Genomic DNA, 23,889 nt, shown 5'->3' on the forward strand with positions numbered 1-23,889 from the left:
AGCTATAGACCATATAGACTACTTAATCTTGCACCGCTGGTGAGGTAATTTGCCAGCCGCCGCCAACTGCTTTGTATAAGTTAATTTTACTGGCAAGTAATGCTTGCTTACCCGTAATTAACTGCTGTTGGGCACTGTACCAAGTTCTTTGTGAATCAAGAACTTGCAAGTAACTGTCGGCACCTTTGTCGTAACGCGCTTGCGAAATATCAAAGGTTGCTTGACGGCTTTGCACTAACTGCTCAAGTGCGCTTAGCTGGGCGTTATAACCTTCTCTATCTGCAAGTACGTCAGCAACTTCACGAAACGCTTGCTGAATTTTTTGCTGATAGGTGGTAAGCGCTATTTGTTGCGCCGCTTTAGCAACATCTAAATTAGCTTGGTTACGGCCCATATTAAAAATAGGCAAATTAATAGTAGGTACAAAACTCCACGTACCCGAGCCACCATCAAATAAACCACTTAAGTCGCTTGATGCAGTACCCGCATTAGCGGTTAAACTAATACTTGGGTAAAACGCAGCACGCGCAATACCAATATTTGCATTAGCCGCTAACAACTGATGCTCAACCGCTTTAATATCAGGGCGTTGCGTGAGTAAATCAGACGGTAAACCAACTGGTACTTCTGGTAAGTCGAGTAAATGATTAAGTGACGCATTTGGCAGTAAATCACTGGCAACGCTATTACCTACTAGTAAATCAAGCGCATTTTTATCGCGTTTTAATAAACGCTTATACTTTGCTATATCAACTTTAGCTGTAGCAACCGTACTTTTAAGTTGCTCTAGGGTAATTGCTGATGCAGCACCTAAATCAAAACTTTGTTGAGTAAGTGATAACGACGACTGTTGCGACGTTAGGGTTTCCTCGGCCAGTGCTAATAGCTGCTGGTCGGTTGCATAGTTAAGCCAGGCATTAGCAAGCTCAGCAATAAGCGACACTTGCATACTGTATTGGCTCAGCTGCGTAGAGTATAAGGTTTGCAGTGCTTGCGCTGACTGATTGCGCACCTTGCCCCATATATCAAGCTCATACGAGGTAATACCTACGGTAGCACTGTACTGCGAATTAATACGCGGCTCACCAGTACTCGATAAATCACCCGGCAAGCGCTGACGCGATCCAGAGCCATTTATATCAAGCGATGGAAATAATGCCGAGTCTTCTATTTGATATAAGCCACGCACGCGCTGCACATTTAATGCAGCAATTTGTAAGTCTTTATTATGCTCAAGGCTCTGTGCAATTAACGCTTGCAGTTTTTCATCGTTAAAAAACTGTTGCCAATTTAGCTGCGTAGCTTGCGCTTGCTCTGCACCCGATGCATACGCATCAGGCACAGGTAAAGCTATTTCTTGTTGCTCTGGGGCAAGTTGGCACCCCGTTAATACAGCTAAAGTAAGTGCGTTTAAACCTAATGTTTTTAAGTTCATTATTCGCTCTCCTTCGTTGCTACTGCCGATTTACTTGAGAATGTTTTACGTACTAAAACAAAAAACAAAGGCACAAATAACACCACTAAGGTAGAGGCAGCTAATGTACCACCAATAATAGAGATACCCAGCGCATTTTGTGCACCCGACCCTGCGCTCGACGCAATAGCCAAAGGTACAACACCACAAATAAAGGCCAGCGAGGTCATTAATACTGGGCGTAAACGCAGTTTAACAGCAGCTATTGCAGCATCCACTAAGCTCAGGCCTTCTTCCATTTTATGAATAGCAAATTCAACTATTAATATCGCGTTTTTAGAAGCTAAACCTATGGTGGTTAACAAGCCTACTTGTAAGTAAATATCGTTTGATAAGTTACCAATTAATGCCGCCATAATGGCACCAAATATACCCAGTGGCACAATAATCATTACCGCAAATGGTACCGACCAGCTTTCGTATAACGCAGCTAAACATAAAAATACAAATAGCAGCGATAAACCATACAGTAAAGGCGCTTGCCCACCACTTGAGCGTTCTTGATAAGATATACCCGACCACTCAGAGGCAATACCGTTTGGTAATTGCTTAACTAAACGCTCCATTTCATCCATAGCCTGCCCTGTACTATAGCCAGGTGCTGCACTACCTTGTATTTCCATCGCAGAAAAACCATTGTAGCGCTCCAAGCGTGGTGAGCCATAAGACCAGTGCGAACTAGCAAATGCTGCAAACGGCACCATCTCGCCAGTATTATTACGCACGTACCACTTATTTAAGTCCTCTGGCACCATGCGCGAATCAGCTTCGCCTTGCATGTATACTTTTTTCACGCGGCCGCGGTCAATAAAGTCATTAACATAGCGGCTACCCCATGCGGTAGACAAAGTACTATTTATATCGGTTTGAGTAACACCCAATGCTTCTGCTTTTGCAAGGTCAATATCAAGTTGCAGCTCTGGCATGTCTTCTTGGCCATTTGGACGCACACCCGCTAAAACAGGGCTTTTGCTTGCCATACCCAACAACATATTACGTGCATTTAATAGCTCGTCATGGCCTAAGCCAACGCGGTCTTGTAAAAACATATTAAAGCCATTAGCTGTACCAAGTTCTACAATTGCCGGTGGTGGGAAAGCAAATACAAACGCTTCTTTTATGGTTGAAAAATACCCCATTCCTTTACCTGCTACTGCATTTACCGATAGGTCGTCACGTTGGCGCTCATCCCAATGCTTTAAGCTCACAAAACCAATTGCTGAGTTTTGTCCAGAACCTGCAAAACTAAAGCCTGTTACCGTAAAGATAGAACTTACCGCTTCGGCTTGATCATTCAAATAATGGTTTTCTACTTTTTCCACTACACCTAACGTTTGCTCAATGGTAGAGCCTGCAGGCAACATTACTTGGTTAAATAATATACCTTGGTCTTCGTCTGGTAAAAAAGCAGTTGGTAAGCTTGAAAACACATATACCATACCACCCACAAGCACACCATAAATAAGTAAGTAGCGCTTTGATTGGCTGATCATACGCCCAACAATACCTTGTGCACCGCGGTTTGTTTTATCAAAACCACGGTTAAAGCCAGAGAAAAAACGTCCAATAAATGATGTTTTATCGTGTACATGGCTTGGCTTAAGTAAGGTTGCACATAATGCAGGCGTTAAAATAAGTGCCACTAATACCGACAAGCCCATTGCCGACACAATAGTAATAGAGAACTGACGGTAAATAACACCGGTAGAGCCACTAAAAAACGCCATCGGAATAAATACTGCCGACAGCACCATAGCAATACCTACCAATGCGCCTTTAATTTCGTCCATTGATTTACGTGTTGCATCTAATGCCGAGAGTTTTTCTTCAGTCATTAAACGCTCTACGTTTTCTACTACAACAATCGCATCATCAACCAACAGGCCAATGGCAAGTACCATAGCAAACATAGTTAACGTATTGATTGAATAACCAAAGGTATACAAAATTGCAAACGTACCCAGTAATACAACAGGTACTGCAATAGTCGGAATTAACGTCGCACGAAAGTTTTGTAAAAACAAATACATTACAACAAACACAAGTATCACAGCTTCAATTAACGTGTGTACTACTTTTTCTATCGACAAAGATACAAATGGTGTGGTGTCGTAAGGAATAACACTTTCTAAGCCCTGAGGGAAAAACGGTTTAAGCTCTTCAAGGGCTTTTTTAACACCATTTGCCGTATCTAGCGCATTCGCACCACTGGCCAGTTTTATCCCTAAGCCCGATGCGGGTTTTCCATTAAAACGTGCGACTACACCATAGTTTTCACCGCCTAGCTCTACTCTCGCTACATCTTTTAGACGTACTACTGAGCCATCACTATTGGTTTTAACTAAAATGTTTTCAAACTGATCAGGTGTTTGCAAACGGCTTTGTGCCGTTATTGTCGCATTTAACTGCTGCCCTGCAATCGCAGGCATACCACCGAGTTGGCCGGCAGAAACCTGCGCATTTTGTGCAGTAATTGCCGCGCCAATATCGTTTGGCGTTAACTTAAAGTTTTGTAATTTTGCTGGATCTAACCAAATACGCATAGCGTACTGCGAGCCAAATAACTGCGCTTCACCTACACCATCAACACGAGAAACAATATCTTGCACGTTTGAGGCTACATAATCACCAATATCAATATTAGTCATGCTGCCATCTTTAGACACAAAACCTAATACTAATAAAAAGTTACGCGCCGCTTTGGCTACTACAACACCTTGGCGTTGTACTTCCTCTGGTAACAACGGCGTTGCGGTTGCTAATTTGTTTTGTACTTGAACCTGAGCAATATCAGGGTCGGTATCAGCATTAAACGTTAATGTAAGCGTTGCTGAGCCACTCGACTCTGACGTTGACGACATATATAACAAGCCGTCTAGCCCTTTCATTTTTTGCTCAATAACTTGAGTTACAGAGTCTTCTAAGGTTTGCGCTGATGCACCTGGGTAATTTGCAGTAATACTAATCGCAGGCGGTGCAATAGAAGGATACTGTGCAATAGGTAAACTTTTAACTGCTAAAATACCCGCTAACATAACAATAATAGCGAGTACCCAAGCAAATATCGGTTTATCGATAAAATATCGTGACATTTAAACTCTCCGTTATTGCGCTTGAGTGGCTAAAGGTGTTGCTTCAGTGACAATCACTGGCGCGCCAGGACGAATTTTTTGTAAGCCTTCAACAATTAACTTATCACCAGCAGATAAACCTTTAGTCACTAACCAGTTCGAACCTATTGTTCTATCAACTTCTAGTACTCGGCTCTCTACTGTATTATTTTCACTTACCACCATAGCTGTTGGCTGGCCTTTGGAATTACGCGTTACACCACGCTGCGGAACCAAAACAGCATTTTCTTGAACCCCTTCAACAATAGATGCACGGGCATACATACCCGGTAAAAGTAGTTTCTCAGGGTTAGAAAATTTAGCTCGCAATGTTACCGAACCCGTACTTGGATTAACCGTTACTTCTGAAAACTGTAAGGTGCCCTTATGCGGATAAACCGAACCGTCTTCCATATAAAGTTCAACCTCGGTTTGAATATCTGCATCAACACTTAACGAGCCCGACGACAACGCTTTTTTAAGCTTGGTTAACTCATTACTCGATTGTGTTAAATCAACATAAATTGGATCAAGCTGCGTGACTGTTGCCAATGCCATTGCTTGATTAGCACTTACCAAAGCACCAACAGTCACACTCGATTTACTAATTTGACCACCAATAGGCGATGCTACATGGCTGTAATCTAAATTAATTTGTGCAGCCTGTAATTGCGCTTTCGCAGTAAGTAACTCAGCCTTTGCCTGCTTAGCAGTTGCATCTGCTTCGTCAAAGTCTTGCTGACTTACAGCTTTAATTGCCAATAACTCTTTATAACGCGCAGCTTTTGATTTACTGCTGGCAATACTCGCCTCAGCACGGGCTACAGCTGCTTCACTTGCTGCAAGCTCAGCTTCAAAAATGGCTGGATTTATTTGATATAGCGCTTGGCCTTTTTCTACTTGCGTACCTTCTGTAAACAAACGAGATTGCACAATACCGCTAACTTGAGGACGAATTTCTGCTATTTGATATGCACTTACACGCCCTGGTAATTCTTGTTTAAGTGTAAGTGTTTGGCTTTTTATCGTAACTACACCTACTGGAGTGCCTTGAGAAGCAGTAGCTTTAGGTTGCTCAGCAGCCTGATCACAACCAGTTAAAACGACAGAACCAACGAGGGCCGAAAATACCAATAGCGCGATGCGGGAACGCTGCATATTAAATTACCTTTTAACTTGAATTTAAACTTTAGAATGAACGTTCATTCTAAATTATTTACATGCACTTTCCAATGCTAATTAAGAATTATTTTTAACTAGATTTAATACTGTAAACATATGTAAATTTGGTTGACTAAAGCGACTATTTGCTTACAGTCAAAACTCCCCGAGGGCATTGGGTAAAGCCCAAATAGGGCTGAATTCAGCGTGGTTATGCTTTGAATGGTGATTGGTATAGACATTTAGTTGAGCTGCATAGAACGATAAACGGTCAGTCAAGAATTGTGATGTATGAAGTCAAGATTTGACCCCTTCGATTCTCTTTCAAGCCATTCGATAACATAATGATAATAATAATTGGCAAGATATTTTACTGTGTCGGATGGCGCTTCGCTTATCCGACCTACATTCGGTGCTTCCTTAGGTAATCGATAATACAAAACGCTAATGTTAATTGAGGCTGCTTTTTTCGTTGGGCTTCGCTGCGCTCAAACCAACCTACCTCAATCAACGTCAAAAGGTAGGTTGGTTAAGCCGAAGGCGCCACCCAACAAAGTTTCAGATTCACGCCTTGAAGGCCCGTTCATGGCATTTTCTAGCAATTTGACAATATAAAATGCTGATAATAATTGGAAAGGTATTTTACTGTGTCGGATGGCGCTTTGCTTATCCGACCTACATTCGGTACTTTTAGGTAATCGATAATACAAAACGCTAATGTTAATTGAGGCTGCCTTTTTTCGTTGGGCTTCTCTGCGCTCAAACCAACCTACGTAGTAACACCTTAAAATAATAAAATAAGGTGTTTTTACTTTGTGATTTTGACTGTTTACTTGCTACTTTTTACTTGCTAACTTAGTTTGTACTTAGCTTTGCGGTGGCTCGGGCGTGGGTACTATTTTTGATACCAGTAACTGCTCAACCCGAATGCCTTCAACATCGACCACTTCAAATTTAAAGCCGGCGTATTGAATATACTCTGCACGTTTTGGAATGCGTTTCATGGTATAAATTAAATATCCGGCCACGGTTTCGTAATGACTTTGATGAGGAAACTCATCAATATCAAGTACTTTAGCCAGCTCAACTATGGGGGTTAAGCCATCAACTAGCCAGGAGTTTTGGTCGCGCTCAACAATTAACTAATCATCGCTGTGAGTAATTAAGTCGCCCATAAAGCCTTTCATTAAATCTTTTACTGTTACTATGCCTACCACTAATGCGTATTCGTTAACTACTACAGCAAAAGGCTGTACGGCTGTTTTAAACGCATTTAATGCCTCTGATAAACTAAGGGTTTCGGGTAGATAAAAAATATCTTTTTCGAGCATTTCGCTATTAATATTCGCTGCATCGCCTTTAAGTACTTGGCGTAAAATATCTTTTGATTCTACAGAGCCGATTAATTTATCTAAATTATCGTTACACACTAAAAAGTGATTATGTGGATGCTCTATTATTTTGTTAGCAATATCATGGCTCGACTCATTAATATCAAAATAAACTATTTGGTCGCGCGGCGACATCACACTCGATATAAAGCGCGCTTCTAGGTCAAATACGTTACCGATTAAATCGTATTCTTGTTGCTGTAGGCTACCGTATTCTGCACCTGCATCCATCATGGCAACAATGTCTTCTGTGGTTACAATATCTTCGCGCTCGCTTGGTACTTTAAAAATACGCAAAATAATATTTGTTAAACCATTAAAAAATAATACCAAGGGCGTTAAGGCATAGGTAACCCAGCGCATTATTGTTACCACGCGCACAGCAACGGCCTCTGGCAAAATCATTGCCAAACGTTTAGGTAGTAAATCTGCAAATAAAATAAACAGTGAAGTAATGGTTAAAAACGACAGTAAAAAACTAATTTGTGCCAGTAATGGGCCTTGATAAAAAAACTGCAAAACATTTTGCACATAAGGCGAAAGTGCTTGCTCACCCACAATGCCGCCTAATATAGCAATAGCATTAAGGGTTATTTGGATCATGGCAAAAAATGCCCCAGGTTGTTCTTGTAGCTTTAATACTGCAGCTGCTTGAACATTGCCCTCATCAGCCATCACTCTTAACTTTATTTTACGCGATGCTGCAATCGCAATTTCCGACATTGCAAACAACGCACTGATCAAGATTAATAAGCCAATCCCGACTAAATCACCCATTTATAGCTCCAATAAAATACGCTTTTATAGCAAAAGCAGCTGGATTATAGTCGCTTTTTTAAACGGGGCAATTTAAATTTAATATTTATTAAAAGGCTTTTATTATCAATACAATAAGCAGGCCTTTCGACCTGCTTTAAGATTACTTGTTCATCGCACTAATCAAAAACGCCGAAATTTTAGCGCCTTCTCGTAAGGTGGTTTCTGAACTTGACTGCCCTACTAGCGAGCTGTCGGTAAAAGGCGCAATTTCCATCATATCGGCACCGGTGATCGGAAATTCATCGGCTATGGCTGATAAAATATCCAGTGCGTGCTGTGGCGTTAAGCCGTTTGCCTCTGGTGTGCCTGTTGCAGAGGCAAATTTTTCATCAAGGGCGTCAATATCAAAGCTAACATACACTTCGTCAACGTTGTCGGCTTTAAGCTGGGCAATGGCATCTGCGGCAACGGCTGCTGCACCGCGCTCTATAATTTCATGCGCCCAGTGTTGTTTAACACCAAAAGTGCTTTCCCAATGCTCTTTCGGTTTACCGCTTGAACGAATACCAAATTGAATTAAATGATGCGGCGCAGGTAAAAACTCTAAAATATGCGTACACCAAGAGCCAAAACATAAATCAATGCCTAAGCGCTCAACCAATAAGTCGGTATGGGCATCAAAATGAATAATTGCGGTACGCTTGCCTTGTGTGCGCTTAGCTTTTAAATACGCTTTTGTTAATGGGTAACTAATTGAATGATCGCCGCCAATACCAAAAATGCCTTTATTTTCAAATGTTGCATAAAAGCTGTCGCACACATCTTCAGTGATCGACAGTGGGCTAACGTAATAGTCGTTATTTTCGTTGCCGTATAATGCTTTTTGGCAATTGGTTATAGTGGCTTTGTTTAAGTATTTATCATGTAATAAATGAGGAATAACGCGTACGTCGCCTAAATCGAATGAGCGGCACTGAGGTTGCTGATCAAGTAATGCTGAGCGTAAAAATAACGGCCCCCAGTTTGCGCCACGTAAAATACCGCCGCCACAATCTGAGCTAATACCTAGCATAACCGCTTTATGCGGCGAATTGGGTAACTCGTTAAGCGACTCACGCCATAATGGGCCAATGTTTTCGGTTTGCCCATAAAGCTTATTTCTTAATGCAGCTTTGCGCTCTTTTGCAGTGTTAACTGTATATACACCATCACCTGGTGCGCACAAACAATGCTCAATTTTGCTTTTAAATTCCTGAAATTCGGTGCTCATGGTAAACCCTTATAAATCTATATGTTTTGTGTGGTACTGATTAGTTATGCAAAATTGCTAATATTTAAATACTAACAATAACATTAGTACTGCTTGCTAAAAGCAAACTAACGTTAAATTAGCCTTGCTTCACTAATGTATATACCATCCAAAAAATAACAACTAACCATATGAATAAAAACAACTTAGTGTAAATGTGCCTGTTGTTTATGATAATTTACTGATTACTTTAGACGATCAATATAATGTCTGCCTATACAAGTCAACCGCCTCATTTTACGGGTAATTTTAATATATGCTTGAATATTCAATGTGGGTGAATAAATCAAAACAAATCAACACGGACATACGTCCTGTACTAAACAAACAATTATAGTAATGATGCTAAATTGATAGTAATTTTATAAAGGCTTAGTTATGGAAAAGGTATTTCACTTAGGGTTATGTATTGACGATCTTAAAGGTGCAAAACTGGCTATTGTTCCGGGCGATCCGGATCGTGCTGCACGTATTTCGCAATTTTTAGATAACCCAACTTGCCTGGCTAAAACGCGTGAATTTCATGTTTATTTAGGTGAGCTTAATGGCCATTCTGTGGTTATATGCTCTACCGGTATTGGCGGTCCATCGACGTCGATTGCCGTTGAAGAATTAGCCCAACTTGGCGTGCACAGCTTTTTGCGTATTGGTACTACTGGCGCAATTCAACCACACATTAACGAAGGCGATATTTTAATTAGCCAAGCCTCTGTGCGTTTAGATGGTGCAAGCCAGCATTTTGCGCCGCTTAGCTACCCTGCGGTATCTGACTTTTTTGCTACCCAAGCTATGGTTAAAGCCTGTGAAAACCTTAATATCGATTTTCATATTGGTATTACTGCATCAAGCGACACATTTTACCCAGGGCAAGAGCGTTACGATACACACTCTGGTTATGTGCCAAAGTCGTTACAAGGCAGCTGCGAAGAGTGGCAAAAATTGGGGGTGATGAACTACGAAATGGAATCGGCAACCTTATTTACTATGTGTGCGGCACTTGGTTTACAAGCAGCGTGCGTAGCCGGTGTATTAGTTAATCGTACTCGCCAAGAAATTCCTAATGTTGACCACGGCGAAATTGAAAGAAAATCAGTTGCGGTAGTATTAGAAGCCGCTAAAGTACTGCTCGCTAAGTAACAGTACTTTTTAGTGTGTCAGTTTGCCAAGTTACTCACTTAATGGCGCACTAATTAGCTCAAGTGGTGGCAAGTTTACAAAGCTTGCTAACACTGCTTGAGCCACTCCTGCTTGGTTTTCATGACCAGCGGTTTCTAACAGTGTTATTCCCTTTACGGTATGTTGATCAAAACTCAAACCAGCTAAAAACAACTGACTTAATGCACTTTGCAATGGCGATAAGCTAGGGCTGTATGCAGCGTTTTCTGCGTAACTGCCATAAAAGTCACCGTTGTTAAACGTAGTGATTTTTACTGCGCTGTAGTTTTTGCTATACGGTACATAAGCTGCTAACGCATAGGCTGCCAGCTGTTGCTCTACTTCTGTATTATTAAATGAGCGAGCCTGCGGGGCTGGATTAAATAAGCTGTACTGATTGCCTAAATCGGTGGGGCCAAACGAATGCGGTAACAAGTCTGCAAGTTTAAATTGCTGATCGGGCAGTAAAATATCAAATTCACGCGCATCAGCTAATTCGTTCATAAATTGGCGGCAATAACCACAAGGTGCGTCACTAATCGCTATTTTTAGTATTTTTTTCGCGCCATTTAACCAAGCATTATTAATTGCAGACTGCTCTGCGTGCACCACTAAACTAAGTGCTTGGCGGTTAAACTCGGCATTAGCACCAAAGTAAAAATTAACCTCGCCGCTTTCATCGAGTGCTTTAACGATTGCACCTACATGAAAGTTCGATACGGGTGCTACCGCAAACTCAGACGCTAAAGGCACTAAACCTTGTAATAAGGCGTCGTTTGTTACATTAAGTTGCGCGCATAGTTGGTTAATATTATTTGCGTTTAAAATACCGCGCTGGGTTTTTAATTGGCTACGTAAAGCCTGTGTTTGCGCTACGCTTAAAGAGATGTGGGTATTACTTAGTGCGGTGTTTGCTTGTACTAAAAAGGTTGCAGAAGCCATAATATAATTTTTGTTATTCAATGGCTAAGTAGTTTAAAAGGTTAGCGCATAAAATGCCAGCGCATATGCATAAAATAAGGGATTACGGCGCTGCGCAATCCCCTTATTTTTATTTAGCCATTAACCAGTATTGCGCATACCTGCTGCTATGCCGGTCATGGTGATCATTAACGCGTTATCTATATCGCCTTCACTGCCGTTGTCGCTTGAGCGCGCACGGCGAAGTAACTCTACCTGCAACACATTAAGCGGATCGGTATAAGGGTTACGCAGCGCAATTGACTCTTTGATCCATGGCTGATCGGCCAATAAGCTTTTTTGCGGGCTAAGCGACTGTACTAAACTAATCGCTTCAGCGAGCTCTTTGCGCAAGGTAACACCAAGTGGTTTGTACATATCTTCCACCAGCGCGTTATCGTAATGCTCACTTAACCAGCTGTCGGCCTTACTAAATACCATTTCGAGCATTTCTAGGCGCGATCTAAAAAATGGCCATTGTAAGCTCATTTCTTGCAAGGTTTCAACGCCGTATTTTGCCAAGGCCGCTTGTAATCCTGTTAATGCGCCTAACCACGCAGGTAACATTAAACGATTTTGGCTCCATGCAAAAATCCATGGTATTGCCCGCAAACTTTCGACCCCACCTGTAGGGTTTCGTTTTGCAGGGCGCGAGCCAAGCGGCAGTTTAGAAAGCTCAAGCTCTGGGGTTGCCATTCTAAAATAAGGTACAAAGTTTTCATCGTGGCGTACCACGTTACGATAATGCTCACACGACTCTTCGCTGATCAAAGCCATTACTTCGCGCCATTGTGGTTTAGGCTCTGGCGGTGGTAATAAATTACTTTGCAGTACAGCGCCGGCGTAAATATTTAAGCTTTGTAGCGCAACATCGGGTAAACCAAATTTAAAGCGGATCATCTCGCCTTGCTCAGTTACTCGCAAACCACCTTTTAATGACCCCGGTGGTTGTGAATGTAGGGCTTGTGCAGCAGGTGCGCCACCTCGCCCTACCGTACCGCCACGGCCATGAAATAACACCAGCTCTATGCCGCGTTTGTCGGCCAATTGCACTAGCTTATCCATTGCTTCGTACTGCGCCCAACCAGCTGCCATCATACCGGCGTCTTTTGCTGAGTCTGAGTAACCTATCATGACGTTTTGGGTATTGTTAATTTGGCCTCTGTACCAGTCATTATCCAACAAAGTAGTAATAACATTGTGGCCATCATTTAAATCATCTAAGGTTTCAAATAACGGCGCAACCGGTAGTTTAAAGCTACAACCACTTTCTTTTAACAGCAATTGTACCGCTAAAATATCGGAGGCTGTGCGCGCCATCGAAATAATATATAAGCCAAATGTTTGCTCGTCTTGCTGTGCAATCACGTCAAAGGTGTCGAGTACTTCTTGTACCTCTGGGCTTGGCTGCCAACGCTTAGGTATTAGCGGCCTGCGCGAGTTAAGCTCAGTGAGTAAAAAGGCTTGTTTGTCTTGCTCTTGCCATTGGTTGTAATCGCCCAAACCTAAGTAACGCGTAAGCTCTGAAAACACATCACCATGGCGCGATGAATCTTGGCGTACATCTAATTTAGCTAACCGCAAACCAAAACTATTAATACGATGTAATACATCCAGTAATAGGCCATCAGCAACTACTTTCATATTGCATTTTAATAGCGAGCGATAGCACACCTCAATTGGATGTTTTATTTGGTTTATATCGGTAATTAAGTCTTGGGCTTCGCTGCGCTGATTTTTTATTTTTGCCCCTAAATGCATCACGGTTTCTAACACTTGGTTTTTGAGTGTTTTAATCACGCAGCGGTAGGGTTCAAATTCTTGCCCCGCAAGGGCTATCAGCTCATCACTAGCATCAGACATCGACAGCTCTGTACTTAGCGTTTCTAAATCGCGGCCATATAAGTCCAGTGCCATCCAACGACCATGATCAAGCACCTCTTTGGTTACTTGTGCGGTTACATAAGGGTTACCGTCACGATCTCCGCCCATCCACGAGGTAAACTCTATTGGGCTGTAGTTTGTTGGTAACTCTAAGCTTAAATGCTCTTTTACATGCTGACTAAACTCACGTAAAAAACGCGGCACCGCATGCCACAAGCTATTTTCAATCACCGCGTAGCCCCACTTTGCTTCATCAACAGGGGTAGGTCGCGAGCGACGAATATCGTCGGTGTGCCATGCTTGGCTAATTAACTGCGCAATACGATTTAAAATAGCCTCGCGCTCTTGTGCTAAGTTATCAGTTCGCTCCAATGAAGCTAAGCAATCACTTAACTCAACGTGCTTATTAATAATTGTGCGGCGTGTTACTTCTGTAGGGTGCGCGGTTAGCACCAAGTTTATGTGGAGTTTTGAGAGTGTGTCGGCCAAATGATTGTGATTAAGTTGGCCATTATTTGCTTTTGTTGCTAACGTTTTTAATGTTTGAGTGAGAGGATTTAGCTGGCAAAAACCAACATCATTAAAACGCGAAACGGTATGAAACTGCTCGGCAACATTGGCAAGGTTTAAAAAATGATTAAATGAACGGGCAACCGGTAACAGCTCTTCATCGCTGAGCGCATGTAATACTTTTATTAGTGTTTTACGGTCGTTTTCGTTGCCACTGCGAGATGACTTTGATAAAGCCCTTATTTCTTCTACTTTATCTAAAATTGCTTGGCCTTGGGCATCTTTAATTGTTTGCCCTAATAATTGGCCTAGTAAATTTACATTGCCTCGCAAGGCGGCATATTGTTCACTCATTTCTCAGTCTCCTTTGTTTCATGGAGCACTATTAATATCACTATGCGCGGTTATTTAATAGATCCATTTGCAATGGCGTGTCGTAAAAAAGCATATGTAAAATAATTACAAAGCAATAACATGATCATTTTTTACGATGCTAACTGCCCATTGTGTAACGCCGAAATGCAACATTTAAAGCGTGCTGACATTAATAATAAAATAATATTAGAGGACCTTAATGCCACTGACTTTAATACGCGTTTTCCTAATGTAGATAAAAGTATAGCTATGGCGTTATTACACGCAAGAATGCCATCTGGAATAATGATCTATGGCCTTGATGTAACCTACCAAGCATGGAAAACAGTAGATAAATATCCTTGGTTGAAGATTATTCGCTTGCCCATAATTCGTTTTTTTGCCGATTGCGCATACACTTTTTTTGCTAAGTATCGCCAGCCTATAAGTCGTTTTTTAATGCCAAACTCACAGTGTAAAAATAATCAATGTAAAACCAAAAGTGCAGGTGATAAATGAAAACTATTGTTTTATTTGGCGCAAGTAGCGCAATTGCACAAGCTTATATAGCGCATTTAAATAACCAAGTAACCCAGTACCATATTGTTTGCGTAAGCGCGGGCTCGCGCAATGCACAGTACAATAACCTAAATAATATAACGCAACTGCAAAGCGATTATTCAAAACAAAGCTTAAACAATGTTACCACTACACTACAAAACCAGCAGGCTGATTTACATCAGGTAATTATTTTTAATGGCCTTTTACATAATCAGCAACACATGCCAGAAAAAAAACTAGAGGACATTAACAGCGATTATTTTAATCAACTATTGCAAGTTAATGCGCTTACACCCCTGCTATGCCTGCAAAGTGTATTACCATTATTAACACCTAAAACCCACTGCACTATTACCGCATTAAGCGCCCGGGTTGGCAGCATAAACGACAATAAACTTGGCGGCTGGTATACCTATCGCGCATCAAAAGCGGCGCTTAATATGTTATTTAAAACTGCTGCCGTAGAGCTGGCAAGGCGCGCTAAAAACACTAAGCTCATTTTATTTCATCCCGGTACTACCGACACTGAGCTGTCTAAGCCTTTTCAAAAAAATGTACCGCCAAACACGCTTTTTACTCCTGCGTTTGTAGCGCAGCAATTATTTGAACTGACTAACAACAACCCTAATTTAGAACTTAACGGTGAACCCGCCTACCTAGATTGGCAAGGCACTGCTATTTCATGGTAGGTATTTCATGGTAAGGATTTTTTAATGCATTTTACTAAAGCGCGCATTGCAGCACTTGAAAAACACACGCGTACCCACTTTATAAACTCGTTGTCAGGCTTTAAAAGCGCTAACTTAATTGGCACTCAAGACAGCCAAGGCAATACTAACTTATCGATTGTTAGCTCTGTTATTCATTTAGGCGCGCACCCGCCATTAATTGGTATGATAATACGCCCCCATAGCGTTCCCCGTCACACTTTCGAAAATATTTTAGCAACCGGTGTTTATACTATTAATCATGTTAATAGTGCTATTTATCAGCAAGCACATCAAACCTCGGCGCGTTATGATAAAAACGAATCAGAGTTTGCTGCCACTGGTTTAACAGCTGAGTATTTAAATGAATTTACTGCCCCTTTTGTACAACAAAGCCGCTTAAAATATGCGGTAAAATACATTGAACATCAGCATTTAGCAGTCAATGGTACTGAGCTTGTGATTGGCGAAATAATGGACGTATATTTAGATGAAGCGGCACTGCAAAGCGATGGCTTTTTAGACTTACAGGCCATAGATACGGTAGCCATAAGCGGGCTCGATAGCTACCACAGCACTAATAAACTAATGCGCCTGCCTTATGCTAAAAAGTAACCAGGCTGCAAATACATTATTTGTAGCTTTTAATACACTGTAGAGTAATCATGATTGATAAACTGCAATTAATCCCAATATACTCATTATATTCGCTTTACCGCTTTGCCCTAAGGGAAAATAATGAAAACGCTTAAAATTGATATTGTATCGGATGTAATGTGCCCATGGTGCATTATTGGTTATAAAAACCTTGAAAAAGCACTCAGTGAATTACACGGTGAAATAAACGCAGAAATTAGCTGGAAACCGTTTGAGCTTAACCCAAATATGCCGCCTGAAGGCCAAGACTTAAATGAACATTTAACGCAAAAGTACGGCTTAACACCAGAGCAAAGCAAAGATAACCGCCAACGTTTAATAGACGCCGGAAAAGACGCCGACTTCACGTTTAACTTTGACGATAAGCGAATGATAATAAATAGCTTCGATTGCCATCGTTTATTAGCATGGGCTGCCACTTCAAATAAGCAGACCGAGCTAAAACTGGCTTTATTTAAAGCCCACTTTTCTGACTTAGTGAATTTAAACGAGCAACCCGCTTTGCTTGATATTGTTGCAAGTGTTGGCCTTGATACAGACCGTGCTCAAGAAATTTTAGCCGGTGGTGAGTTTTTTCAAGAAGTACGCAGCCAGCAAAGTGACATACAGCAAATGGGTATTACCACAGTGCCTACTTTTATCATAAATGAGCAATACGCCCTTACCGGCGGACAACCTAGCGCTGCATTTGTGCAAGCCTTTAAGCAAATAACTGAAGAAGAAGCACAGCAAAACGCTGAGTAATTAAACTCTGAATTAAAGAATTTAAAAAGGCTGCAATGTGCAGCCTTTTCTTTTAATTTAAAGTATTAAGCCTGTTAAACTGCATTTAATACATGCACTTAAAGAATATTAAGTACGGTAAAGCACTTTGATCACATGCCAGCCAAATTTAGTTTTAACTAAATGCGGCTCTAAAATAGCGCCATTAAACGCAATTTTGTCGAACTGTGGCACCATTTGTCCACGTCTAAATTCACCTAAATCGCCACCTTTTTTACCCGACGGACACGACGAATACTTTTTAGCTAAGGTTTGAAATTTTGCACCTTTACCTAATTGCGTAATAATATCTTCTGCAATTTCTTTATGTTTTACCAGTATATGCAGTGCGTGCGCTGTATTTGCCATGTGAAAGCCTTGTAATATCGGTTAAATTTAAACGCCGCGATTTTAGCACAGCTAGTTAAATCAGGCAGCTACTATAGTGCTTCATTAATGTGTTGAGTGCGCTGAAAAAAAACCAGCATCGCTTTAGCCTAAAATTATATTTAATCACTAGCGTTATTAGTGCTGTACTGGCTTTTTTTGTAATTTGCGCTGTAATGTACGTCTATGCATATTGAGCTGCCTTGCGGTGCTCGACACATTACCATTATTACTGTGTAGCACTTGCTGAATATGCTCCCACTCTAAACGCTCTGGCGACATAACTGTGGTTGCAACATCTAAGGTTATTGCTGTATCGCGCTCTTGGTTAAGTGCTTTTAGTAAGGTTGCCATATCAACAGGTTTGGTAAGGTAATCGTTGGCTCCTAAGCGCATTGCTTCAACTGCGGTGGCAATACTGGCAAAGCCCGTGAGTAATACAATATGCGCGTGTGTGAGCAAGCTGCGCAGTGGTTTTATTAACGCTAAGCCATTGTCGTTACCTAACTTCATATCTAACAAAATAGTAGCGGGCAAAAACCGCCTTGCACTAAGGAGTGCCTCACTTTGGTTATGCGCTATTTCGCAGTTAAAACCGTATTTAGTTAGCCGCCTTGCCAAGGTACTAGCAAGGTTTATATCGTCTTCAATAATTAATATTTTCATTCACTTTGCTCGCTAAAAACAGTTGCTAATTTAACTTTGGCAATTGCACCACACTGGGGGTGATTATATAAAGTTAGCGAGCCATTTAAACGCTCAAAGGTCACATTAGAAAGCAGCACAGCCAGCCCCATACCATGGTCGCTAGGCATTAATTGCCCACCTAAATTGCTGAGCTGGGTTGCTGAAAAGCCATTCCCAAAATCGCGAATAAGCAAGTAAACATATTCGCCGCAATGCTCCTCTTGCAGCCAAGTAAGCTCAAGCACATTTTGACCTTGCTGCTGATTAGCGGTGGCTGCATTTTGGAGTAAATTTAAAATAGCAGGTAGCAACATAGCATCACTGTTTAATATGGCGGTATTAATGCCACCCGTTTGGTTTTTTATAATCCACTTTATTTGTTGATCGGGATATTGCAGCAATAGCGTATCGGTAATTTGCTGTTGTAATTGCGCCGTTGTAATGTGTTGTTGGGTGTTATTAAGGCGCAGCGCAGCTGAGAGCTTTCTAAAACTATCTAATTGTGTAGCGCATTGTTGTAGTGGAGTTTGCATTTGTTGCACTACAAGGTTATTTGGATGACCCTCTAATAACTCTTCAAATAGTAACTGTAAGTTAGCAATTGGTGTAGCAAGCTGATGCGTTATTTGCGCTGCTGCGCCATCCAGCGTTACTAACTGTTCACTGCGTAATTGTTGTTCGCGCACTTGAGCAATAGTGCGTTCGCGCTCTTTTAAGGCGCGGTTCATTGCACCAATCACTAACGCTATTACACTGGCACTCAAAACAAAGTTAATCCACATGCTAATAAAATGGCCGCTCATGTTCATTTGGTGCATGTTATGTTCGGGCATTTTTATCAGTAATACACTATACGCCGCAATGGCTAATACCGCGATATAAGCAAGCCCTTTGCCACTTAGCGTTACCGCTGCAATCATTATTGGCAGCAATAATAACGACACAAATGCATTGGTTGCGCCACCACTGAGTGATAACAAAATAGTTAAAAACAATACGTCGGCGGTTAATTGCATCAGCATGCCCAGCGGTTTTGCTTGGCTTACATTACGATAAGCCAGCACACTCATTAACTGAAACCCCGCTTCTAGAGCAATCACTAACAGTAAGGGCATTAATGCTATTTGATGATCTAATAAAAAGTACACTATAAGCACAGCAATAAGCTGCACAGCTATGGCACCACTGCGTAACATTAAAAGGCGGCTAATAGCCGGATCGGTGCGAATTAACAAAACACATGTTACCTATTGAATTTTAAGAAAAGCTATTTTAATACTTATGCAATACTTAGTCATCATTCATCGACATTGTAACTAGGTACAAAGTGAAGTATTAAAAGGCCACGGCACTAGGGTTAATAATTATTAAGCTCAATATTTATTGAGCCCATATTAACCCCAGTGCCTTAACAGCAAGTGTGGCTATTGCTTATAAATTAGCCCTGCTTTCATTACAAACTGCACATTTTTAAGCTCTGCAATATTTTTTAGCGGCGAGGCATTAACACTAATAATATCGGCTTGTTTACCCACACTCAAATCGCCTAATTGGGTATCTTGGCCAAGCAGTTTAGCTGCACTCACGGTTGCCGATTTAATTGCCTGTGCTTCACTCATACCATTACTTACCAGTAAGCTAAACTCGTTAGCATTAAGGCCATGGCGCGATACGCCGGAGTCAGTGCCAAAGGCAATATTTACCTCATTTTTTAGCGCTAATTTAAACGATGCCTGCATTTTAGGTGTTACTTCGCGCACTTTATCTGCAATAGCTATTGGCATGTTTGGATTACTAATTGCTTCTTCGCTCACTGTGGCACCAGCCAGCAAAGTAGGAACTAAGTAAGCTCCGGTTTTTTTAAACAATGCTATAGCCTCTTTATCTAAATACGAGCCATGCTCTATTGAGTTTACACCCGCTTTAAGCGCGGCTTTTATGCCTTGCGTGCCATGTGCATGAGCGGCTACTTTACGCCCTAAATGATGCGCGGTATCTACAATTGCACTAAGCTCTGCGTCGCTTAATTGTTGATTAACGCCTGCGGCGGTATTACTTAATACGCCACCGGTGGCGGTAATTTTTATAACATCGGCACCACTTTTAATCACTTCGCGCGTGGCTCTGCGGCAATCGTCTGCGCCGTTACAAATACCTAATGATGCACCAACACCGTCACTTATATCTTTACGATAGCCATGTAAATCGGCGTGCCCACCAGTGGGCGATACTGTATTGCCTGCGGCAAAAATGCGCGGACCATTAATATCATTACGCTCAATGGCGCGCTTTAGCGGAAAAATAACCTGATAGTTACTGCCTAAGTCTCGCACTGAGGTAAAGCCTGCATTTAAAGTACGCTGTAAATATTTAATTGAACGCAGCGCGTTATCTGCTTCGTATTCGGTAGTCCAGCGATGCCTGCTAACATTGGCATCGCGCTCAAAAGTAACATGCACGTGCATGTCTATTAGCCCAGGCATTACAAAGTGATTTTTAAGGTCTATTACTTGCGCGCCGGGCAAACCCAGTGCATCTTTACTTACATAGCCGCTTTTAATTGCTGAAATTTTATCATCGGCTATTACCAGTGTTTGCTCAGTTTTAACCGTTTGCTCTGTACCTAGCATTACACTGCCCGCATAAATAATTTTATGTTGTTGTGCTAATGCCATATTTGTTGTTAACGCTAAAGTGATTGCAGTAAATGTAGTTATTAGTGTAGTTTTCATACTTGCTCCTTTTAAGCTCTACCTTTAACCCAATTAACTATAAATTGCTACATTTACGCTACAAAAACCCTTTTAATAAGCTATCATTTTTTATCTCCTTGGGTATTTACTAGTGTTAAAAGCCATTTTTTGGTATAACTTATTCATTAGTAATACATGTCAGACCACTTTTTAAGAGAACACACTATGCCTTACGCACACATCACTGGTTGGGGTAAATGCATTCCACCAGCAAGCATTAGTAACGACGAAATTAGCAAAATAGTGGATACCACAGACGAGTGGATAACATCACGAACAGGTATTAAATCTCGCAGAGTTAGCCATGTAAGTACTGCAGAGCTTGCTACTGTTGCGGCTAAGCATGCTATTGCTTGTGCCGGTATTGACGCTAAAGATATTGATTTAGTTATTTTAGCCACCTGTACGCCATCAACTATGGTGGCAAATACTGCGTCGTTAGTGCAAAAGAATATTGGCGCTGTAGGCGCTGCCGCTATGGACACTAACGCAGCTTGTTCAGGGTTTTTATATGCTCTACAAGCAGCAACAGCGCAAATACAAGCCGGTATGATTAAAAAGGCTGTGGTTATTGCTGCAGAGCGCATGACTTGGTATGTAAACTGGTCGCGCCGTGACAGTGCGGTATTATTTGGCGATGGCGCGGGTGCCGTAGTACTCGAAGCTGCCGATACACCTGCAGGTTTACTTGCGACTAAAACCGGTTGTGACAGTACAGATCGTGATATTTTACATATCGAAAACTTTGGTAGTGACTTAAATAAATATGAGCCGATTGGCCCATCTAATTTACTATTCGAAGGCCGTGAAATATTTAAGCGCGCTGTAAAAGGCATGAGTGAAGCATGCGACGACGTACTAGCCCAAGCAAATTTAAGCCTAGACGATATAAACGTATTAGTGCCGCATCAAGCTAACTTACGTATTATTCAGGCCATTCAGCACCGTTTAAAAGTGCCAGATGAAAAAGTAATGGTTAATATTGGCCAGTACGGTAATACATCGGCAGCGACAATTGCCATTGCACTTTGCGAGGCGGTGGAGCAAGGTTTAATTAAACCACACTCAAATATTATGTCGGCAGCCTTTGGCGCTGGCCTTACGTGGGCTGCTAGTTATATTAAATGGGGCGAGCGTGTAACACCTATTAGTGTAAGTGATGCACAACTTCCTCCTTGCGATAAAACCGGCTTAGAGTTAGTTGCTCCAGCGGTAAAAGCATGTAAAGAAGCAGAGCCAACCTAAATAGGCAGCTACTTATTGAAACGCACTTAATTGTGCGTTTTTTGTTTTTAGTGTTTGTATTTAATTACACAATTTAGAGAGCGCGTTATGAAACTACTTGGCATTCATCATGCCGCTATTATTTGCAGCGACTACCCTCGCGCTAAGCATTTTTATAGCAAAATATTAAAGCTTAAAATTATTAATGAGCACTTTAGGGAAGCACGACATTCTTATAAATTAGATTTAGCTTTGCCTGATGGCGGTCAAATTGAGTTATTTTCGTTTACTGGCGCACCAGAGCGCCCAAGTTACCCTGAAGCACAAGGGTTAAGGCATTTAGCATTTAAAGTAAGTGATGTGCACGTGGCTAAAGCGTATTTAGAGTCACAAGGGGTTAATGTAGAGGACATAAGAGAAGATGAAATCACCGGCAAAAAGTTTACTTTTTTTTCCGATCCGGATAATTTACCGCTTGAGTTGTATGAGGTTTAACACCTCATACTAAATACTCGATTATTAGTTAAAACGGTTTTGCAGGTAATTAAATACAGCACGAATACCTAACGCTTCTCCGCCTACTGGGCGACCTGGTAGAGCACGTAAGTTCCATGCCATTACATCAAAATGTACCCAAGGCGTAGTTGGCTCAATAAATTCTTTTAAATACAGTGCAGCGGTAATTGCACCGCCAAATGGGGTGCTTGCACAGTTTGCCATATCGGCAACATCACTGTTTAAAAATGACTTATATTGATCAAATAACGGCAGTTGCCATACCGGATCGCTTACACTCAACCCTGCGTCCATAATACTATTAGCAATAGTACGCTCAGTACAGAAAAACCCTGGTAGTTCAGTGCCCAAAGCAACTCGACACGCACCTGTTAAGGTAGCAAAGTCAATGATAAGCTCAGGCTCGTCGTTTTGGGCTTCGCTAAGCGCGTCACATAATACTAAACGTCCTTCGGCATCGGTATTGTCAATTTCAACCATAATGCCTTTACGGGTTTTTACTACATCGCCAGGGCGAAATGCGTTACGCGAAACCGCGTTTTCAACCGCAGGTACTAACACGCGTAATCTAATTGGTAAATTAGCAGCCATTATAAGCTGAGCAAGCGCAATAACATGCGCTGCGCCGCCCATGTCTTTTTTCATGTTACGCATACCGGCACTCGGTTTTAAGTCAAGCCCGCCTGAGTCAAAACATACACCTTTACCAACCAAAGTAATTAATGGTGCGTCTTTTGCGCCCCATTTTAAGTCGAGTAAACGCGGCTTATTTTCACTCGCACGACCAACCATATGAATTGTTGGGTAGTTTTGCTCTAACAGCTCATCTCCAATCCACTGAGTAAAGTCTCCATCAAAGGTGTCGGCTAAATCACTCATGACTTGTGCTAAATGTTGCGGCATCATATCGGCAGCCGGGGTATTAACTAAATCGCGGGCTAAACCAATTGCGTCGGCTTGTTGTTTTATTTGCTCGTAAAGTGTTTTGTCAGCAATACCTAACTGCGCTTTTGCGGTGACTTTTTCTTTGTACTCACTAAATTCATAACCACCCAATACAAAGCCTAAAGCAAGCTGCTCTATTAGGTGTTTTTCACCTTGAATTTGATAACAACCTACCGGTAACTTGGTGGCTAAGTCGCCTGCAGCCCAAAAGTCATCACTGCTGCGTATTATGCAATAAACATGGTTAAGCTCACCCGTTTCAGGGTTTGGTACTAATGCTAGCCCATGCTTTTCAAAACCACTATTTGCTAACCAGTTTTGTACAAATGTAGGTTGCTGCGTAAGCCAATCTGTTAATTCGTTTTTAAGGATAAAAGATAAAGGAATTCCAGAAGAAGTATGACGAAGTAATGCACTCATTAAATGACTCACAAAATATAAATGGTCACTAAGCATAACAATAAGGAGACGCAAAAGGTATCGCTAATTTTGCCAATTATAGATTACTTTTTTAATGAGTTTTGTGGGTCTTGTTTTTGATTTTCTGAGCCTGTAACGGATTCTGTGTAACTGCCCGTTTTTAGATTTTAAATATGCTTGCTGAGTCGTTCCTCAAATTCAAT

General features: G+C 41.5%; 18 protein-coding genes and 1 pseudogene. 7 read left to right on the top strand and 12 right to left on the bottom strand.

Annotated features, from left to right (window positions below; genetic code table 11):
- Positions 1 to 22: 22 nt before the first annotated feature.
- From AAEY55_RS08325 to AAEY55_RS08345, 5 genes and pseudogenes are all read right to left on the bottom strand, one after another.
- A complete protein-coding gene (locus AAEY55_RS08325; RefSeq protein ID WP_350550820.1) occupies positions 23 to 1,435 on the bottom strand; it encodes an efflux transporter outer membrane subunit in 1,413 nt (470 codons plus the stop codon).
- A complete protein-coding gene (locus AAEY55_RS08330; protein ID WP_089369203.1) occupies positions 1,435 to 4,566 on the bottom strand; it encodes an efflux RND transporter permease subunit in 3,132 nt (1,043 codons plus the stop codon). The genes AAEY55_RS08325 and AAEY55_RS08330 overlap by 1 nt, the downstream gene beginning before the upstream one ends.
- A gap of 12 nt (positions 4,567 to 4,578) precedes the next feature.
- Entirely contained in the window at positions 4,579 to 5,742 is a 1,164-nt protein-coding gene (locus AAEY55_RS08335; protein ID WP_350550823.1) for an efflux RND transporter periplasmic adaptor subunit, read from the bottom strand.
- 869 nt (positions 5,743 to 6,611) lie between these two features.
- Positions 6,612 to 7,913, bottom strand: a pseudogene (locus AAEY55_RS08340) (hemolysin family protein).
- A gap of 142 nt (positions 7,914 to 8,055) precedes the next feature.
- A complete protein-coding gene (locus tag AAEY55_RS08345; RefSeq protein WP_089369200.1) occupies positions 8,056 to 9,165 on the bottom strand; it encodes an arginase family protein in 1,110 nt (369 codons plus the stop codon).
- A gap of 417 nt (positions 9,166 to 9,582) precedes the next feature.
- On the opposite strand from AAEY55_RS08345, the gene udp reads away from it, so the two are divergent.
- Entirely contained in the window at positions 9,583 to 10,341 is a 759-nt protein-coding gene (gene udp, locus AAEY55_RS08350; RefSeq protein ID WP_011329945.1) for a uridine phosphorylase, read from the top strand.
- Between the two features lie 30 nt (positions 10,342 to 10,371).
- Here the strand turns inward: udp and cdd are convergent, their stop codons facing one another.
- Positions 10,372 to 11,301, bottom strand: a complete 930-nt coding sequence (gene cdd / locus AAEY55_RS08355; RefSeq protein WP_350550826.1) for a cytidine deaminase — start codon at positions 11,299 to 11,301, stop codon at positions 10,372 to 10,374.
- A gap of 120 nt (positions 11,302 to 11,421) precedes the next feature.
- Positions 11,422 to 14,067: a phosphoenolpyruvate carboxylase gene (gene ppc / locus AAEY55_RS08360; RefSeq protein WP_089369198.1), complete on the bottom strand. Its 2,646-nt coding sequence runs from the start codon at positions 14,065 to 14,067 to the stop codon at positions 11,422 to 11,424.
- A gap of 120 nt (positions 14,068 to 14,187) precedes the next feature.
- On the opposite strand from ppc, the gene AAEY55_RS08365 reads away from it, so the two are divergent.
- The 4 genes from AAEY55_RS08365 to AAEY55_RS08380 all read left to right on the top strand — a co-directional run bounded on the left by AAEY55_RS08365 (position 14,188) and on the right by AAEY55_RS08380 (position 16,736).
- Complete coding sequence (locus AAEY55_RS08365; RefSeq protein ID WP_089369197.1) at positions 14,188 to 14,586, top strand: thiol-disulfide oxidoreductase DCC family protein; 399 nt, start codon at positions 14,188 to 14,190, stop codon at positions 14,584 to 14,586.
- A complete protein-coding gene (locus tag AAEY55_RS08370; protein ID WP_089369196.1) occupies positions 14,583 to 15,317 on the top strand; it encodes an SDR family oxidoreductase in 735 nt (244 codons plus the stop codon). Before AAEY55_RS08365 ends, AAEY55_RS08370 begins: the two co-directional genes overlap by 4 nt.
- A gap of 24 nt (positions 15,318 to 15,341) precedes the next feature.
- Positions 15,342 to 15,950 carry a flavin reductase family protein gene (locus AAEY55_RS08375; RefSeq protein WP_089369195.1) on the top strand — a complete coding sequence of 203 codons (609 nt, stop codon included), beginning with the start codon at positions 15,342 to 15,344 and terminating at the stop codon, positions 15,948 to 15,950.
- Between the two features lie 123 nt (positions 15,951 to 16,073).
- Positions 16,074 to 16,736 (top strand): DsbA family oxidoreductase, encoded by a 663-nt coding sequence (locus AAEY55_RS08380; RefSeq protein ID WP_086995654.1) that lies wholly within the window; start codon positions 16,074 to 16,076, stop codon positions 16,734 to 16,736.
- Between the two features lie 108 nt (positions 16,737 to 16,844).
- Here AAEY55_RS08380 and AAEY55_RS08385 read toward each other — a convergent pair whose 3' ends face one another.
- From AAEY55_RS08385 to AAEY55_RS08400, 4 genes are all read right to left on the bottom strand, one after another.
- Positions 16,845 to 17,123, bottom strand: a complete 279-nt coding sequence (locus tag AAEY55_RS08385) for a peptidylprolyl isomerase (protein WP_011329937.1) — start codon at positions 17,121 to 17,123, stop codon at positions 16,845 to 16,847.
- A gap of 156 nt (positions 17,124 to 17,279) precedes the next feature.
- Complete coding sequence (locus tag AAEY55_RS08390) at positions 17,280 to 17,807, bottom strand: response regulator transcription factor (protein ID WP_011329936.1); 528 nt, start codon at positions 17,805 to 17,807, stop codon at positions 17,280 to 17,282.
- Complete coding sequence (locus AAEY55_RS08395) at positions 17,804 to 19,063, bottom strand: ATP-binding protein (protein WP_089369194.1); 1,260 nt, start codon at positions 19,061 to 19,063, stop codon at positions 17,804 to 17,806. Before AAEY55_RS08395 ends, AAEY55_RS08390 begins: the two co-directional genes overlap by 4 nt.
- 189 nt (positions 19,064 to 19,252) lie before the next feature.
- A complete protein-coding gene (locus AAEY55_RS08400) occupies positions 19,253 to 20,560 on the bottom strand; it encodes an amidohydrolase family protein (RefSeq protein WP_089369193.1) in 1,308 nt (435 codons plus the stop codon).
- Positions 20,561 to 20,746: 186 nt separating this feature from the next.
- Here AAEY55_RS08400 and AAEY55_RS08405 point away from each other — a divergent pair, with 186 nt between their 5' ends.
- Both AAEY55_RS08405 and AAEY55_RS08410 read left to right on the top strand, forming a co-directional pair.
- Complete coding sequence (locus AAEY55_RS08405; RefSeq protein WP_011329933.1) at positions 20,747 to 21,826, top strand: ketoacyl-ACP synthase III; 1,080 nt, start codon at positions 20,747 to 20,749, stop codon at positions 21,824 to 21,826.
- An 87-nt stretch (positions 21,827 to 21,913) separates the two neighbouring features.
- On the top strand, positions 21,914 to 22,300 hold the full coding sequence (locus AAEY55_RS08410) for a VOC family protein (protein WP_089369192.1): 387 nt from the start codon (positions 21,914 to 21,916) through the stop codon (positions 22,298 to 22,300).
- A gap of 24 nt (positions 22,301 to 22,324) precedes the next feature.
- Here the strand turns inward: AAEY55_RS08410 and AAEY55_RS08415 are convergent, their stop codons facing one another.
- Complete coding sequence (locus AAEY55_RS08415; RefSeq protein WP_089369331.1) at positions 22,325 to 23,686, bottom strand: M17 family metallopeptidase; 1,362 nt, start codon at positions 23,684 to 23,686, stop codon at positions 22,325 to 22,327.
- Positions 23,687 to 23,889: the final 203 nt, after the last annotated feature.

The sequence above is a fragment of the Pseudoalteromonas sp. 120-MNA-CIBAN-0494 genome (assembly GCF_040308885.1).
GTDB lineage: Bacteria > Pseudomonadota > Gammaproteobacteria > Enterobacterales > Alteromonadaceae > Pseudoalteromonas > Pseudoalteromonas nigrifaciens.

Excerpts from the sequence above, each read along its gene's own strand:
- AAEY55_RS08370 (WP_089369196.1), top strand. The coding sequence starts at position 14,583 with ATGAAAACTATTGTTTTATTTGGCGCAAGTAGCGCAATTGCACAAGCT.
- AAEY55_RS08380 (WP_086995654.1), top strand. The coding sequence starts at position 16,074 with ATGAAAACGCTTAAAATTGATATTGTATCGGATGTAATGTGCCCATGG.
- AAEY55_RS08330 (WP_089369203.1), bottom strand. The coding sequence starts at position 4,566 with ATGTCACGATATTTTATCGATAAACCGATATTTGCTTGGGTACTCGCT.
- cdd (WP_350550826.1), bottom strand. The coding sequence starts at position 11,301 with ATGGCTTCTGCAACCTTTTTAGTACAAGCAAACACCGCACTAAGTAAT.
- AAEY55_RS08365 (WP_089369197.1), top strand. The coding sequence starts at position 14,188 with ATGATCATTTTTTACGATGCTAACTGCCCATTGTGTAACGCCGAAATG.
- AAEY55_RS08400 (WP_089369193.1), bottom strand. The coding sequence starts at position 20,560 with ATGAAAACTACACTAATAACTACATTTACTGCAATCACTTTAGCGTTA.
- ppc (WP_089369198.1), bottom strand. The coding sequence starts at position 14,067 with ATGAGTGAACAATATGCCGCCTTGCGAGGCAATGTAAATTTACTAGGC.
- AAEY55_RS08405 (WP_011329933.1), top strand. The coding sequence starts at position 20,747 with ATGCCTTACGCACACATCACTGGTTGGGGTAAATGCATTCCACCAGCA.
- AAEY55_RS08410 (WP_089369192.1), top strand. The coding sequence starts at position 21,914 with ATGAAACTACTTGGCATTCATCATGCCGCTATTATTTGCAGCGACTAC.
- udp (WP_011329945.1), top strand. The coding sequence starts at position 9,583 with ATGGAAAAGGTATTTCACTTAGGGTTATGTATTGACGATCTTAAAGGT.
- AAEY55_RS08390 (WP_011329936.1), bottom strand. The coding sequence starts at position 17,807 with ATGAAAATATTAATTATTGAAGACGATATAAACCTTGCTAGTACCTTG.
- AAEY55_RS08335 (WP_350550823.1), bottom strand. The coding sequence starts at position 5,742 with ATGCAGCGTTCCCGCATCGCGCTATTGGTATTTTCGGCCCTCGTTGGT.
- AAEY55_RS08345 (WP_089369200.1), bottom strand. The coding sequence starts at position 9,165 with ATGAGCACCGAATTTCAGGAATTTAAAAGCAAAATTGAGCATTGTTTG.
- AAEY55_RS08415 (WP_089369331.1), bottom strand. The coding sequence starts at position 23,686 with ATGAGTGCATTACTTCGTCATACTTCTTCTGGAATTCCTTTATCTTTT.
- AAEY55_RS08375 (WP_089369195.1), top strand. The coding sequence starts at position 15,342 with ATGCATTTTACTAAAGCGCGCATTGCAGCACTTGAAAAACACACGCGT.
- AAEY55_RS08385 (WP_011329937.1), bottom strand. The coding sequence starts at position 17,123 with ATGGCAAATACAGCGCACGCACTGCATATACTGGTAAAACATAAAGAA.
- AAEY55_RS08325 (WP_350550820.1), bottom strand. The coding sequence starts at position 1,435 with ATGAACTTAAAAACATTAGGTTTAAACGCACTTACTTTAGCTGTATTA.